The organism is Massilia solisilvae (genome assembly GCF_024753215.1).
Lineage (GTDB): Bacteria > Pseudomonadota > Gammaproteobacteria > Burkholderiales > Burkholderiaceae_D > Telluria > Telluria solisilvae.
Genome location: NZ_JANUGV010000002.1, coordinates 612,507 through 627,937, shown reverse-complemented (window position 1 = coordinate 627,937; position 15,431 = coordinate 612,507). Strand labels below are relative to the sequence as shown.

Here is a 15,431-nt window from a genome sequence, read left to right as displayed (position 1 = left end):
AGCATGGGTCCCGGCGTTCGCCGGGACGACGGTTTACGGAGTGCCTATGGGCAAGCGCCGCATAGTCCATCCACGTCAATACCCCACCCCACCAACGGCGCACAATCCCCCAATTAGCGGCGCGTCCGTCGCCGCCCTGGAGGAGATATGCCACAACAAGCAGCATTGTTCTCGCTCATCGGCAACACGCCCCTGGTCGAGGTCACCCGCATGGACACTGGCCCGTGCCAGCTGTTCCTCAAGCTCGAGTCGCAAAACCCGGGCGGCTCGATCAAGGACCGCATCGGCCGCGCCATGATCGAACAGGCCGAGGCCGACGGCAAGCTGGGCCCAGGCGGCACCGTGGTCGAGGCCACCGCCGGCAATACCGGCATCGGCCTTGCGCTCGTCGCCCGCATCAAAGGCTACCGGGTGGTGCTCGTGGTGCCGGACAAAATGGCCGCCGAAAAGGTGCTGCACCTGAAGGCGCTCGGCGCCGAAATCCACCTCACCCGCTCGGACGTGGGCAAGGGCCATCCCGAGTACTACCAGGACTATGCGGCGCGGCTGGCGCGCGAGATCCCGGGTGCCTGGTACGCGGACCAGTTCAACAACCCGGCCAACCCGCGCGCGCACGAAACCACGACCGGCCCCGAGCTGTGGGAACAGTCCGGGCATGACCTGGACGCGATCGTCGTGGGCGTCGGCTCGGGCGGCACGCTCACCGGCCTGTCGCACTACTTCAGCCGCGTGCAGCCGCACACGGAATTCGTGCTGGCCGACCCGCGCGGCTCAATTTTGGCCGAGTACGTCAACACCGGGCGCTTGTCCAAAGTGTCCGGATCGTGGGCGGTGGAAGGCATCGGCGAGGACTTCATTCCGGCCAACGCCGACCTGTCGCGCGTGCGCACCGCCTACACCATCAGCGACGAAGAAAGCTTCCACACGGCGCGCGCGCTGCTGCGCAGCGAGGGCATTCTGGCCGGCTCGTCCACCGGCACCCTGCTCGCCGCGGCGCTCAAGTACTGCCGCGCGCAGACCATGCCCAAGCGCGTGGCCACCTTCGTGTGCGACACCGGCACCCGCTACCTGACCAAGGTGTACAGCGACGGCTGGATGGTGGACCAGGGCCTGCTCGAGCGGCCCAGGATGGGCGACCTGCGCGACCTGATCGGCCGCCGCTACGACGCCGGCGAGGTCGTCACGGTGGCGCCGTCGGACACCCTGCTTACTGCGTTCAGCCGCATGCGCAGCGCCGACCTGGCCCAGCTTCCGGTCATCGAGAACGGGCGGCTGGCCGGCCTGATCGACGAGTCCGACCTGCTGCTGCACGTGACCAGCGAGGCCGGCCACTTCGGCGCGCCGGTGTCGAGCACCATGACCGCGCAGCTGCGTACGCTGCGGCCATCGGCCAGCATGCAGGAGCTGCGCGACATCCTCGACCACGGGCTCACGGCGGTCGTCTGCGAGGGGGACCGTTTCTATGGCCTGATCACGCGCTACGACCTTCTCAACCACTTGCGCAGGACGCTATCGTGACCGATCGACCGCAACAGCACATCGCCACCCGCGTCATCCACGCGGGCCAGGCGCCCGATCCTTCCACCGGCGCGGTCATGCCGCCGATCTACGCAACCTCGACCTTCGCGCAAGAGAGCCCCGGCGTGCACAAGGGGCTCGACTATGGCCGCTCACACAACCCAACCCGCTGGGCGCTGGAGCGCTGCGTGGCCGACCTCGAAGGCGGCAGCGCGGCGTTCGCGTTCGCCTCGGGGCTTGCCGCAATCTCGGCGGTGCTGGCGCTGCTGCCGGCCGGCTCGCACGTGGTGGCCGGCGACGACATGTATGGCGGCACCTACCGCCTGTTCGAACGCGTGCTGCGCAGCAGTTCGGGACACACGTTCAGCTACGCCAACCTGGCCGACACCGCCTCGCTCACGCGGGCACTGCGTCCAGAGTCGAAGCTCGTGTGGATCGAGTCGCCCACCAACCCCATGCTCAAGCTGGCCGACCTGGCCGCCATTGCATCGCTGTGCCGCGAGCGCGGCATCCTGGCCGCGTGCGACAACACCTTTGCCAGCCCGATCGTGCAGCGTCCGCTGGAACTGGGCATGGACATCGTGGTGCACTCGACCACCAAGTACATGAACGGACACTCGGACGTGATCGGCGGCGTGGCGGTGGTGGGAGCCGAGCCGCGGCACGCGGCCCTGCGCGAGCAGCTCGGCTTCATCCAGAACGCCGTGGGCGCGATCCAGGGGCCGTTCGACAGCTTCCTGGTCCTGCGTGGCATCAAGACCCTCGCGCTGCGAATCGAACGCAGCTGCGCCAACGCGCTGGAACTGGCGCAATGGCTGGAACGCGAGCCCCAGGTGCGCAAGGTGTTTTACCCGGGCCTGGCATCGCACCCGCAACACGCGCTGGCACAGCGCCAGATGAACGGCTACGGCGGCATCATCTCCATCGAGCTGAACACCGACCTGGCCGGGGCGCGGCGCTTTCTCGAGCAGTGCGAAGTGTTCACGCTGGCCGAAAGCCTGGGCGGGGTTGAAAGCCTGATAGAGCATCCCGCGCTGATGACCCACGCAACCATCCCGCCGCAGCAGCGGGCCGAGCTGGGCATCAGCGACACGCTCATCAGGCTGTCTGTGGGCATCGAGCATGTGGATGACCAGCGCGCGGACCTGCGCCGCGCCCTGGCTGCCATCTGAAACCGCGGCCGATCAGGCCTCGGCCATCCCGCGGCCTGGGCGCAGGCTGGCTGCGGTGAGCGTGGCCTGCGCCACGGCCCGCGACGCGCGCGGCGCCGGGGCCCGCGTCACGGCCTGGCGGTCGAAAGGGATCGCGAACGAGCGCTCCCTTCCAGTGGCCGCGCCGCTTGCGGCATGTTCGACCGTGAAGGTACCGACCAGTGCGGCAAGCTGGTGCGCCTGCTCACGCAGCGCATCGGCAGCAGACGTCGCCTGTTCGACCAGCGCCGCATTCTGGCGCGTGGCGTCGTCCATTCCGGCGATCGCTTCGCCCACCTGGGCAATACCCGCCGCCTGCTCCGAGCTGGCGTTGTTGATCGCGCCGAGCAGACTTGTCAGGCGCCGCACGCTGCCGACGATGTCGCGCATGGTGTCGCCCGCCGCGTTCGCAATCCCGGCGCCTGACTCGATTTCGTTGGCCGAATCGGTGATCAGCTTCTTGATGTCCTTGGCCGCCGCTGCCGAACGCTGTGCCAGCGAGCGCACCTCGCCGGCCACCACCGCGAAGCCGCGCCCCTCCTCGCCCGCCCGTGCCGCCTCGACCGCAGCGTTCAGCGCCAGGATATTGGTCTGGAATGCGATCCCGTCGATCACGGCGATGATGTCGACGATGCGGTCGGCCGAGGCGCGGATCGACGCCATCTTGCTGACCATCTGCGCCATCGCCTCGCCGCCCGCCAGTGCAACCGATTGGGCGGACTGCGCCAGCTTGCTCGCCTCGCTCGCGCTGTCGCTGTTCTGGCGCACGGTCGAGGTGAGCTCTTCCATCGAAGAGGCAGTTTCCTCGATCGCGCCGGCCTGGTGTTCGGTGCGCCGCGACAGATCATGGTTACCCTCCGCAATCTGCGCCGAGGCAGCGTCGATCGCGAGCGCGCCGTCCATCACGCGCGCCACCGTATCGGACATGCTGGCGGTCATGCGGTTGAGCGCGTCGAACAGGCGGCCGATTTCGTCATCGCGCTGGTGTTCGATCGTGGCGCGCAAGTCGCCGGCGGCCACCTGCTCGGCCAGCTCGACACCTCGGCGCAACGGGCGCACGATGTGGCGAACCAGCAGCCAGGCCAGCAGGCCGCCGCCGCAGACCGCGAGTGCGCCAAGCGCCATGATCAGTACCAGGCTGGCGCCGAATGCCTGTTCCGACTCGGTCTGCATCGCGCGGGCGCGGGTGGTCTGGAAGGCCAGCAGGCGCGACATGGCGTCCGCGTAGTGCCGGAACGCCGGTTCGAGACGGCCGCCCACCAACTGCTCGACTTCCATCACCTTGCCCATGTCCTTGGCGTCGAACACCGCGCGGCGCACGGCTGCCAGCGCCGCTTTGCGCTCCAGGACAGTCTTCATCAGTTGGCGCTCGGCGTCCTGCATGGGCAGCGCGGCGACCGCCTTCTCGATCTCGGCGGCGCGCTTTTCCCCGCGGGCCAGCTCGGCCTGGTAGTAGTCGCCCAGCTCCAGGCTGTCGCTGCGTGCGATCGAAACGGCCAGCAGCTTGTTGAGCTGTGCTACAGCGAGCATCTCGGAGGTCAGCTGCTCCTTCGCCAGCTTGTCGCGCACGAGATCGGAGGCGATCGCGTCCGCCGTGTACATGCGCCAGATCGACACGCCGGAGATCACGGTGATGACTGCCAGGAGAATGGCAAACGCACCGACGATGATGGTGCCGGCTTGAACTTTGGGTAGGCGCATGTTCAGGAACTCGTTGTCTGGTTGCGCCGATTATGGCGAGCCAATATGACAAGCGTGTTACCTGGACGGTTTGCTGCGCTGGCTCATGCGGTGTTTGCAGCTGTGCTGCCCACGCGGTGATACGCGCCGCCGGTTGAACGCGTGGGCAGCAAAGCTGCCCACCCTACGGATCGTGGTGATCTCAGCGCCGGATCGGCGGGATCTCCACCGGCTTGTGCGGCGTGACCGGTTCTTCCTTGAGCTTCTTCTCCAACATCTGGATCGCCACTTCGAGCTGCCGGTCGCGCCCATTGAAGGTCTCGAACGGCAGGTTGTCCACCTCCACGTCCGGCGACACGCCCACGCCTTCGATCAGCCACTTGCCGTCCGCCGCGTACTGGGTGAACTCGGCCACGCGCGCCATGCCGTTATCGAGCAGGCCGTTGCCGTCGCTGAGCCACACGCCGGCGCCGGCGGTGCGCTTGCCGACCAGCGGCGCGAGCTTGAGCGCCTTGACGCCGGCCGCGAAGGTCTCGCCGTCCGAGTAGGTCAGCTCGTCCACCAGCACGACGAGGTGGCCGCGGAAGGTGTTCTGCATATTCGGCGACGGCTGGCTGCCGTGCGAGGTCCAGAACGCCCACGCCTTGCGCAGCAGCTTTTCGATGATCCAGCTGTCGATGTTGCCGCCATTGTTGCGGCGTACGTCGATGATCAGGCCATCCTTGTTGACGTTGGCGTAGAAGTCGCGAGCGAAGGCGTCGATGTCGCGCGCCACCATCGCGCGCAGGTGCAGGTAGCCGATCTTGCCCTTCGATGCCTCGTCCACCTGGCGCGCGCGGCTTTGTTCCCAGTCGGCGTAGCGCAGGCTGGCCTGGCGCGCCATCGGCACCGGCGTCACGATCACGGCGCGCGGCTGCTTTGCGCCCGGGCTCTTCACCTGCAGCAGGACCTGGCGGCCGGCCTGGTTGAGCAGCAGGTCGGCGATGTCGCGCGCCTCGGCCAGCGACTTGCCGTTGACGGCAACGATGATGTCGCCCTCCTGCACGTTCACGTCGGGCGCGGCGAGCGGGCCGCGTTCTTCCGGCAGCTCGGGCTCGCTGCGGTACACGCGGTCCACGCGGTAGCCGTCGGCCACGCGCGAGAGCACCGCGCCAAGGCCGGCGGGCACGCCTTCTGCCGGAGGACGGCGCAGGTCGCCCGGACGGATCTGCGAGTGCAGCGCGCCGACCTCGCTCACCATCATGCCCAGCACGTCATCCAGCTCGGCGCGGTCGGTAACGCGCTCGACCAGCGGCGCGTAGCGCTTGCGCACGCCGTTCCAGTCCACGCCGCGCATCCTGGTGTCGTACAAGAAGTCGCGGTGCATACGCCAGGCGTCGTTGAACATCTGGGTCCACTCCATGCGCGGGTTCGACACGATGGTCCAGTCGTCGATCTTGATCTTCGCCTTCGACAGGTCGGCCGGCGCCTTGGCTCCCGCCTCCACCATCAGCATCTCGCCCGGGCCGGACGGCGCCGCGGTGCGGTAGAACACGTGCTTGTTGTCGGCGGTGAGGCCGAATTCGCGCACGTTGGGCGCGAAGGTTTCCAGCTGCGGCGAGGTGCGGCTGATCGCCAGCGTCCTGAGCGTGCCCTTGCGCGGCTCGTCGGACTCGAGCAAGTACAGGCGCTTCTCGTCCACCGCCAGCGCGCGGTAGTTGCCCGGCGCGACCGGCACCTCGTACAGGCGGTCCTTCAGGCCCGCGTACATCACCGCCGGAATCGACGGCTTCTTGTCGGCGGGCCTGGCCACGGCCTTGTCCGCGCCCCTGGCGTCGGCGATCGCCGCGGCGACTACCTTCTCAGCCACCGCAACGGTCTCGGACGACTTGCTGTCGGCGGCCGGCTTGTCATCGGGCCGCGAGAGCTCGTCGTCCGGCTTGAACGGGAAGCGCGTACCGCTTTGCAGCGCCAGCGCGAACACGCCCACGCGCTTGTCGAACACCGGGCCCATGTTGCGGTCGCCCCAGGGCGAGGCGTTACCCAGGTTGAAGTGGCGCGCCGACAGGAAGTACAGCCACTTCCCGTCCGGCGAAAACGCCGGCGAGCTGGCGGCATAGCGGTCGGTGGTCACGAACACAAGCTGCTTGCTGTCCAGGTTGAACATGCCGATCTGGTTGCGCTGTTCGGTGCTGCCCACGCGCACGAACGCAAGGTTGCGGCTGTCCGGCGACCATACCACCTGGTCGGAACGGTCGATGCCCAGCTTGCCCGCGTCGTCGATCACGAAGTTCGCCCTGGTGGCCAGGTCGAGCAGCCAGGTGCGGCCGTGCTTGTCGGTGTGCGCCAGCCATTTGCCGTCCGGGGACGGGTACAGCGCCCAGCGGTGGTTGCCGACGCCGTCGCCGGTCAGCATTTCGCCGTGGCCCGAGCCGTCGGCGGCGTAGCGCCAGATCTCGTTCTCGCCGCTGGTGTCGGCGATCGCGTAGATCCACTTGTCGTCGTGGCTGAACACCGCGCCGCGCGCCCGCGCGCCTTCCGGCACCGCGATTTCGACGCGCCGCTGGCTGCCAGTACCGGCCACGGTCACGCGGCCGCGCGCGGTCAGCACGATGCGCTCGGCCTTGCTGGCCACCTCGATACCGGTCAGCGCGTCCAGCGGCGAGCGCACCAGGCGCGTGCGCAGCTGGTCGAAGTCCGATACCAGGCTGGCCTTGACCAGCTTGTCGCTGCCTGATGCGATGTCGTACACGTACAGGTCCGCGCCCAGCTGGTAGGCGATGCGGCCGTCGCCCAGCGATGCGTTCCTGACGTCCCATTCCTTGTGGTGCGTGAGCAGCTTGCGGTCGCTCCCGTCCGGAAGCGCCGACCACAGGTTGTCGCTGCCGCCGTCGTCGCTGATGAAGTACAGGCGGCCGTTCCACCACATGGGGCGCTTGTTGTTGGCCATGTCGCCCTTGAACAGCAGCTCGGCCTCGCGTTTGGCGGACAGGTCGAAGCGCCACAGCTGGGCATGGGCGCCGCCACGGTAGGCCTTCACGTTATCGTTGGTCATGGCCAGGCCCATGCGCGTGAAGTACACGGTGCGGCCGGCGTCGTCGAGCACGGCATCGTTGGCGTCGGCCAGCGGCAGCACGCGCCGCTTCATCGACTGCGGTTCGATCGCGGCGATCACCCGGTGCTTGGCCGGGCCGGTGGTGTTCTCGGTGCTCACCAGGACCTCGCCCTGCGGCGTCCAGCCCAGCACCAGCACGTTGCCGTTCTCGAAGGTCAGGCGCTTGGGCAGGCCGCCGTCCAGCGGCATCGCATAGGCTTCCTGCGCCCCTTCGTACGAGGCGGTGAAGGCGACCAGCTTGCCGTCCTGCGAAATGGCGGCGTTGGTTTCCGCGGCCGGGTGCGTGGTCAGGCGCTGCGCCTTGCCGCCCTCGACCGAGGTGCGCCATATATCGCCTTCGGCAGTGAACACAAGCGCGTCGCCGCGGATGGCGGGGAAGCGAAGATAAGGATCGGCGGCGCTTGCCTGGCTGCCGGCCAGGGCCAGCGACAGTGCGAGGATGGTGCGGGACACGTTCATGTTTCAGTGCAAGATGGGTTGCGCGAAGGCATGAGTTTGCCACAGGCACCATCCGGGTGGCAGGCCCGGAAACGCATTTGTTGGCCATGAGCCCCGAAGGTCTTGGTGTCCTGACATCTACCAGAAATTTGACCGGAGTCATGTTTTTTCTGTTACAAACCTGACTAGACTGACGCCGGCCTGTCAAGGTGACCATTAATGAAAAGAAACGAGTTACGCAAAGTCCTCATCCTGGATGCGAGCGCCGTCGACGCCGCTCGGATGACCTCGGTGATGGAAAGGGATGGATTTGCCTTCGAAGCCAAGCGCGTTGAAGACAGAGCCTCTTTCCAGCAAGCCCTCGAAGGATTCGCGCCGGATCTCGTCCTGGTCGAGCACGGAACACCCGGACTTGACGGGAGGGCCGCCATCGAACTGGCCAGGAAGACCTGTCCCGAGGCGCCGGTCGTTGTCGTCTCGTGCGCGCTGGGCGACGAGCTGGCGACCGAGTTGCTGAAAACCGGGGCGAAGGACTACGTACTCAAATCCAACCTTGGCCGGCTGGTGCCTGTCATCACCCGCGCCCTCAACGAGGAATACGCGATCCGCGAGCGCAAGCGTATCGAGCGGGAACTGAGGGAATCGCATGCGCTCCTGAAAGGGCTCTGCAACGCGATCCCGGTCGGCGTGGTGGTGCGGGACCAGGATGGGGTGATCACCTTCGTCAACAACGAGGCCGAGCGCCTGATCGGGATGAGTTGGCAGGAGCTGATCGGGCAGCGTTCGAAAGTCGCCGAACGCCACGCCACCGATGAGCAAGGACATCCATTGGCCGAGGCGGACATGCCCCACATGACTGTCCTGCGGACCGGCGAACCGGTGCGGGGGTTCCGGATGGAAACCGACGGGCCGGGACACAGGCTGAAACTGCTGGTCAACGCCGCGCCGCTGCAGTTCAAGGACCGCCAGGTCGTATCGGTGGTGACGACGCTGGAAGACGCGACCCAGCTTGGCGACACGCTGCAGCTGCTGGCGCGCCGCGAACAGGAGCTGCACCTGGCGCTTCGGGCCGCACGGATGATCACCTGGGTGCTGATGGTGCCCGGCAGGGAAATATCGCATTCGGAGGAAGCCGCGGAGTTCTTTGAACGGCCTGCCGGCTTTACGGTTCCAAGCCTTGAGCGCTTCCTGGAGATCGTCCACCCGGACGACCGCGAGGAAGTGACGGCATCGCTCGCGCTCGCCATTGCCGAAGGCCCGCAATACAAGTCGGAATGCCGCGTCCAGATGGGCGATGGCAGGTGGCGCTGGTTCTCGATCCAGGGCGACGTGGTGCGCGATGCGGCAGGAACGGCCCTGAAGCTGGTCGGCGTCATTTGGGACAGCCACGAGCGCAAGGAAGACGACATCGCCCTGCGTCGCGCGAACCGGGCATTGCAGGTCATTTCCGCCGTCAACGATGAGCTCATCCACGCAAGCGATGTGCAGGCGCTGCTCGACAGCGTGTGCCGGGTCACCGTGGAAACCGGCGGCTACGCGCTCGCATGGGTCGGCAAACTGGAACACGCCCCCGTCAAACGCGCCCGGCTGGTCTCGCAGTACGGGTGCGCAGGCAACATGGACGACCTCGATATCCGATGGGACGATTCGATCTACGGGCAAGGCCCCACCGGGCAAGCGATCAAGACGCGCCAGGCGCAGGTCGTCAACCAGATTCCCGGCGCGGCCAGTTTTGAACCGTGGCGGGCCGCCGTCGCCGACCGCTTTGGGTCCGGCATTTGGCTTCCCCTGATCCACCAGGACGACGTGCTCGGCACCCTGACCATCTACGCGCGGGAGCAGAACGCCTTTTCACCGACCGAGGTTACGCTGCTGAAGGACCTGGCCGATGACCTGGCATACGGGATGGCCAGCATCGCCGCCAGGACGGAGCGCGACCGCATTCGCATCGAGAACGATAAGTATCAAGCCCAATTGCAGCGCAGCCTGGTCGCGTCCATCCAGACGCTGTCCACCATGCTGGAAATGCGCGATGCCTACACCGCGGGCCACCAGCACCGCGTGGCCATGCTGTCCGAGGCGATCGCCCGCGAACTGGGACTGGACGAACACCGGATCGAAGGGCTGCGCCTTGCCGCCAGCGTGCATGACGTCGGCAAGATCCGGGTCCCCTCGGAAATCCTGAACAAGCCCGGGCGGCTGGAAGACGTCGAGTTCAGCCTGATCAAGCTGCACCCCAAGACCGGCTATGAAATCCTGAAGGATGTCGAGTTCCCGTGGCCGATCGCCCGCATCGTGCTGGAACACCACGAGCGGATGGATGGGACGGGTTATCCGAGGGGGCTGCGGGGCGATGAAACCCTGTTGGAGTCGCGCATCGTGATGGTGGCCGACGTGGTGGAGGCGATGACCTCGCACCGGCCCTATCGGCCGGGCCTCGGCCTGGCGGCGGCGCTGGCGGAGATCCAGGCAAATCGCGGCAGCTGGTATGACCCGACCGTGGTGGACGCCTGCCTGGCGGTGTTCAAGTCAGGAAAATTCAGCTTCGAGGCAGGCCTGGCTACGCCGCCTGATTTGGGTCATCCGTCGTAGGGCGGGCAGGTTTCTGCCCACGCGTTCAGCTATTGCATGCGTATCGCGACGCAGGCACCGTCTGAACGCGTGGGCGGGAAACCCGCCCACCCTACGTCGTTCGGGCGAAAAAAAGCCCGCCATGTTTTTGGCGGGCTCCTGTGGGCAGACAGCCGCTTACTCGATCTCGACCGTTTCGGCCGGGGCCGGCGGCGGCAGTGCGTCGCCTTCCGGGAACTCGAGGATCACGTTGTCCTTGTCGTCCATGTCCACCGTGACCCGTCCACCGTTGACCAGGCGGCCGAACAGCAGCTCGTCGGCCAGCGCCTTGCGGATCATGTCCTGGATCAGGCGGGACATCGGCCGCGCGCCCATCTGCGGGTCGAAGCCTTTCTTGGCCAGGAACTTGCGCAGCTTTTCGCTGAATACCGCCTCGACCTTCTTCTCGTGCAGTTGCTCTTCCAGCTGCATCAGGAATTTGTCGACGACGCGCAGGATGATCTCCTCGTCCAGCGCCTTGAAGCTGATGATCGCATCCAGGCGGTTGCGGAACTCCGGCGTGAACATGCGCTTGATGTCGGCCATCTCGTCGCCCTGCGCACGCGCATCCACGAAGCCCACCGAACGTTTCGTCAGGCTCTCGGCGCCCGCGTTGGTGGTCATGATGATGATCACGTTGCGGAAGTCCGCCTTGCGGCCGTTGTTGTCGGTCAGCGTGCCGTGATCCATCACCTGCAGCAGGATGTTGAAAATGTCCGGGTGGGCCTTTTCAATCTCGTCCAGCAGCAGCACCGCATGCGGCTTCTTGGTGATGGCTTCGGTCAACAGGCCGCCCTGGTCGAAGCCGACGTAGCCCGGCGGCGCACCGATCAGGCGCGACACCGCATGACGCTCCATGTATTCCGACATGTCGAAGCGCACCAGCTCGATGCCCAGTATAAAGGCGAGCTGCTTGGCGACCTCGGTCTTGCCCACGCCGGTAGGACCGGAGAACAGGAACGAACCGATCGGCTTGTCGGTCTTGCCCAGGCCGGCGCGCGCCATCTTGATGGCCGAGGCCAGCGCGTCGATCGCCGGGTCTTGCCCGAACACGACGTTGCGCAGGTCGCGGTCGATCGTCTGCAGCTTGCTGCGGTCGTCCTGGTTGACCGTCTGCGGGGGAATCCGCGCGATTTTCGCGATGATGTCCTCGATCTCGGTCTTGCCGATGGTCTTTTTCTGCTTGGACTTCGGCAGGATGCGCTGCGCCGCGCCCGCTTCGTCGATCACGTCGATCGCCTTGTCCGGCAGGTGGCGGTCGTTGATGAAGCGCGCCGCCAGCTCGGCCGCGGTGGACAGCGCCGACGACGAGTACTTCACGCCGTGGTGCTCTTCGAAGCGCGATTTCAGGCCGCGCAGGATCGCCACGGTCTGCTCGACCGACGGCTCGTTCACGTCCACTTTCTGGAAGCGGCGCGACAATGCATGGTCTTTTTCGAACACGCCGCGAAATTCCGTGAACGTGGTCGCGCCGATGCACTTGAGCTGGCCGTTGGCCAGGGCCGGCTTGAGCAGGTTGGACGCGTCCAGCGTGCCGCCCGAGGCCGAGCCGGCGCCGATGATCGTGTGGATCTCGTCGATGAACAGGATGCCGTTGGGCGTGTCCTTGAGCTGCTTGAGCACGGCCTTCAGGCGCTGCTCGAAGTCGCCGCGGTACTTGGTGCCGGCCAGCAGCGCGCCCATGTCCAGCGAATACACGACGGCATTGCCCAGGATGTCGGGCACGTCTTCCTGGACGATGCGCCATGCCAGGCCCTCCGCGATCGCGGTCTTGCCCACGCCGGCCTCGCCGACCAGCAGCGGGTTGTTCTTGCGGCGGCGGCACAGGATCTGGATCACGCGGTCCACTTCGTCCTCGCGCCCGATCAGCGGGTCGATCTTGCCGTCGGCTGCAGCCTTGTTCAGGTTCTGGGTGAACTGGTCGAGCGGGCTTTCCTTGGTCTGCCCTTCGACCTGCGCTTCTTCCACGCCCTCGGACGCTTTTTGGGTGTCGAGCTGCTGGTCCTTGCGCACGCCGTGCGAGATGAAATTGACCACGTCCAGGCGCGTCACGCCCTGTTGGTGCAGGTAGTACACCGCATGCGAGTCCTTCTCGCCGAAGATGGCAACGAGCACGTTGGCGCCGGTGACTTCCTTCTTGCCGTTCGAGGCCGACTGCACGTGCATGATCGCGCGCTGGATCACGCGCTGAAAGCCGAGCGTCGGCTGGGTGTCCACCTCGCCGGTGCCGGGCACGGTCGGAGTATTGTCACCGATAAAATTGGTCAAGGTCTTGCGCAGGTCTTCGATGTTGACCGCGCAGGCACGCAGGACTTCGGCGGCCGACGGATTGTCGAGCAGCGCCAGCAGCAGGTGCTCGACGGTGATGAACTCGTGCCGAGCCTGCCGCGCTTCGACAAAGGCCATATGTAAGGATACTTCCAGTTCCTGCGCAATCATACTTCCTCCATCACGCATTGCAGGGGATGCCCCGCCTTGCGCGCATGTGTTAAAACAAACTCCACTTTGGTACACGCTACGTCTTTGGAAAACACGCCGCACACGCCCTTGCCGTGGCGGTGTACGGAAAGCATGATTTGCGTTGCGGTTTCGCGATCCTTGTTGAAATACTCCTGGATGATCGCGACCACGAACTCCATCGGTGTGTAATCGTCATTGAGCAGCGCCACCTGGTACAGAGGGGGCGGCTTGAGTGTCTGCCGCTCTAGCAGTTGTTCAGTATCGTGCTTGGTTGCCATGGACGTATTCTAATGCTTTCAAGGATGGTGCAAAGTGTAAACATCAGGAACGTTCTCGTTTGCTTTCCATCTTACGCGTTTTCCGATCACTGCGCAGATGGCGACCCGATTGCCGAAATCAAGAGGCCGTTCACGCCCCTGCCGCACCCCTCCCGCATGGCCATGTGGAAAAATTTGCAACACGCGTTCAAAAGCGCTTGACTTCTCAGATTGTTGCAACAACAATGCAGACATTGACAGGTACTATGTACTTGTTGATAAGAGTGAGCAGGCTGAGGAGGGGGCAAGAAGCTTCTTGCTTTTATGGCTCGTGTGATTTGTTTTTATCTGAAAGTTCTTTTATGGCAACTGGTACTGTAAAGTGGTTCAATGATTCCAAAGGTTTTGGCTTCATCACTCCTGATGATGGCGGTGAGGATCTGTTCGCACACTTCTCCGCAATCAATATGGCCGGTTTTAAGACCCTTAAAGAAGGTCAAAAAGTCCAATTCGAAGTCACGCAAGGCCCTAAAGGCAAGCAAGCTTCCAATATCCAGGGCGTGTAATTCCATCAGGAAGCAAAAAACCCCGCACCAGCGGGGTTTTTTTTCGCCCTTCCCCACCGCAAGCCTACTCGTCCACCGTGTCCAGGTCGGCGATCAGGCCGGCTTCGTCGAATCGTACCACCCACCGCAGCGAGTCGTCCTTGCCGTGCAGCGAACGATAGGTGCGTTGGCGGTTGTCGCTCGAGGTTTGCAGCAGCACAAGCTTCGACAGCGGCGGCAGCGCTCCCAGCTGCAGCGCCAGCATCCCTTCCAGTTCCGCCAGATCGGACTTGAGTTCGCCGCCGAACAGTGCCGGGTCGACCCTGCCCTCGGCGAACTGGGCAAACGCGCGGCGGAAGGCGGCGGTGCGCGCCGGGTCGGCGTCGGCGATGCCGGGTTCGGTCAGGAACGGTGCGGCCGGCAAGACCATGCCGGCGACGCCGCGCGCCAGCACCGGCATCAGCTTGCGCTGGTTGGTGAGCACGATCACGCCCAGCTTTTGCTCGGGGTAGTAGCGCAGGTCCGCCAGTGCCGGCCCGCCGCTGTGGCCGACCTCGCGCAGACCGCGAAAATCGGCGCGGGTCCAGCCCACCGCGAAGGGCGCGTTCTTGCCGCTCATCAGTTGCGTCGGGGTCCACATTTGTTCCAGCAGGCTCGCGCCGAGCAGCTTGCCGCTGCCGATCCCCCGCAGGAACTGCGCCATGTCGTGGACGCTGGAGAATGCGCCGCCGGCGGCAAAGGTGTAGGCCGGGTACAGGTAGCGGTAGCCGTATTGGGCGCCGTCCTTCCACTGGTAGGTAGTCACGCGCCCCGGCACCAGCTCGGTCTGGACGATATCTTTGTTTGGCGAGAACGTGAAACGGGCAAACCGCGTGTCTTCCATCCTCATGGGCCGGGCCAGGCGCTCGGCGAACAGTTGTTCGAGCTTCTTGCCGGTGACCTTCTCAATAATATAGGCGACGATCGAAAAATCGACCGAGCCGTAGGCCGCCACCTCGCCGGGCGCGGCGGCCAGCTTCTGCTTGCTGGCGTATTCGACGGCGGCGCGCGGCGTGGCCAGTTCGGGCGGCGCGGCTACGCGCGGAAGGCCGGAGGTGTGCGAAACGAGATGGCGCAGCGTCATCGTGCTCCACTCGGCCGGCGCATCCTCTATATAGCGCGAGACCGGTGCATCGAGCTCGATCCGGCCCTCGCCCACCAGCTGCATCAGCACCGTGGAAGTGAGCAGCTTGGTGGTGGAGGCGATCTGGAATGCCGAATGCGGGCCCGCCGGCACGCCCTGCTCCACGTCCGCCGTCCCGTAGGACGCCAGTTTGACGATCTTCCCGTCGCGCACCACGGCCACCGCAGCCGCCGGGATGTGGGCGCGTTCCATCTGGGCGCGCATGTACTGGTCGATGCGGTCAGGCGCGGCCAGCGCGGAACCGCAGGACAGAAGCGCGCCGGCAATGACGAGGTCTCGGGCATGACGCATAGCGTTTCCTTATCAAAAAGTAACAATACGCGTATTTATAGAACAAAAAGTCTAGTTGTGCACGCGATTTTCGATGCATACGCGTTTCGTCCCGCCAAAAGAAAAAAGCCCCGCCCCTTGTGCAGGGGCGGGGCTCTTCCGGGGCCGTCCGGTAACCGGCCTGGA

9 protein-coding genes are annotated in these 15,431 nt (G+C 65.4%); 4 read left to right on the top strand and 5 right to left on the bottom strand.

The window, feature by feature from the left end:
- Window positions 1-147: 147 nt before the first annotated feature.
- On the top strand, window positions 148-1,518 hold the full coding sequence (locus tag NX773_RS11010) for a pyridoxal-phosphate dependent enzyme (protein WP_258856368.1): 1,371 nt from the start codon (window positions 148-150) through the stop codon (window positions 1,516-1,518).
- A complete protein-coding gene (locus tag NX773_RS11005) occupies window positions 1,515-2,690 on the top strand; it encodes a trans-sulfuration enzyme family protein (RefSeq protein WP_258856367.1) in 1,176 nt (391 codons plus the stop codon). Before NX773_RS11010 ends, NX773_RS11005 begins: the two co-directional genes overlap by 4 nt.
- Before the next feature lie 12 nt (window positions 2,691-2,702).
- On the opposite strand, the gene NX773_RS11000 is transcribed toward NX773_RS11005, so the two are convergent.
- Window positions 2,703-4,409 (bottom strand): methyl-accepting chemotaxis protein, encoded by a 1,707-nt coding sequence (locus NX773_RS11000; protein ID WP_258856366.1) that lies wholly within the window; start codon window positions 4,407-4,409, stop codon window positions 2,703-2,705.
- Between the two features lie 181 nt (window positions 4,410-4,590).
- Window positions 4,591-7,941: a S41 family peptidase gene (locus tag NX773_RS10995; RefSeq protein WP_258856365.1), complete on the bottom strand. Its 3,351-nt coding sequence runs from the start codon at window positions 7,939-7,941 to the stop codon at window positions 4,591-4,593.
- 198 nt (window positions 7,942-8,139) lie between these two features.
- Here NX773_RS10995 and NX773_RS10990 point away from each other — a divergent pair, with 198 nt between their 5' ends.
- Window positions 8,140-10,512, top strand: a complete 2,373-nt coding sequence (locus NX773_RS10990) for an HD domain-containing phosphohydrolase (protein ID WP_258856364.1) — start codon at window positions 8,140-8,142, stop codon at window positions 10,510-10,512.
- Window positions 10,513-10,668: 156 nt separating this feature from the next.
- Here the strand turns inward: NX773_RS10990 and clpA are convergent, their stop codons facing one another.
- On the bottom strand, window positions 10,669-12,969 hold the full coding sequence (clpA, locus tag NX773_RS10985) for an ATP-dependent Clp protease ATP-binding subunit ClpA (RefSeq protein ID WP_258822269.1): 2,301 nt from the start codon (window positions 12,967-12,969) through the stop codon (window positions 10,669-10,671).
- The gene (clpS, locus tag NX773_RS10980; RefSeq protein ID WP_258822270.1) at window positions 12,966-13,268 is read right to left on the bottom strand and encodes an ATP-dependent Clp protease adapter ClpS; all 303 of its coding nucleotides are present in this window, start codon (window positions 13,266-13,268) and stop codon (window positions 12,966-12,968) included. The genes clpA and clpS overlap by 4 nt, the downstream gene beginning before the upstream one ends.
- Window positions 13,269-13,609: 341 nt before the next feature.
- Between clpS and NX773_RS10975 the strand changes: the two genes are divergently transcribed.
- On the top strand, window positions 13,610-13,813 hold the full coding sequence (locus NX773_RS10975) for a cold-shock protein (RefSeq protein ID WP_060566744.1): 204 nt from the start codon (window positions 13,610-13,612) through the stop codon (window positions 13,811-13,813).
- 64 nt (window positions 13,814-13,877) lie between these two features.
- On the opposite strand, the gene NX773_RS10970 is transcribed toward NX773_RS10975, so the two are convergent.
- Window positions 13,878-15,266 carry a serine hydrolase domain-containing protein gene (locus NX773_RS10970; RefSeq protein ID WP_258856363.1) on the bottom strand — a complete coding sequence of 463 codons (1,389 nt, stop codon included), beginning with the start codon at window positions 15,264-15,266 and terminating at the stop codon, window positions 13,878-13,880.
- Window positions 15,267-15,431: the final 165 nt, after the last annotated feature.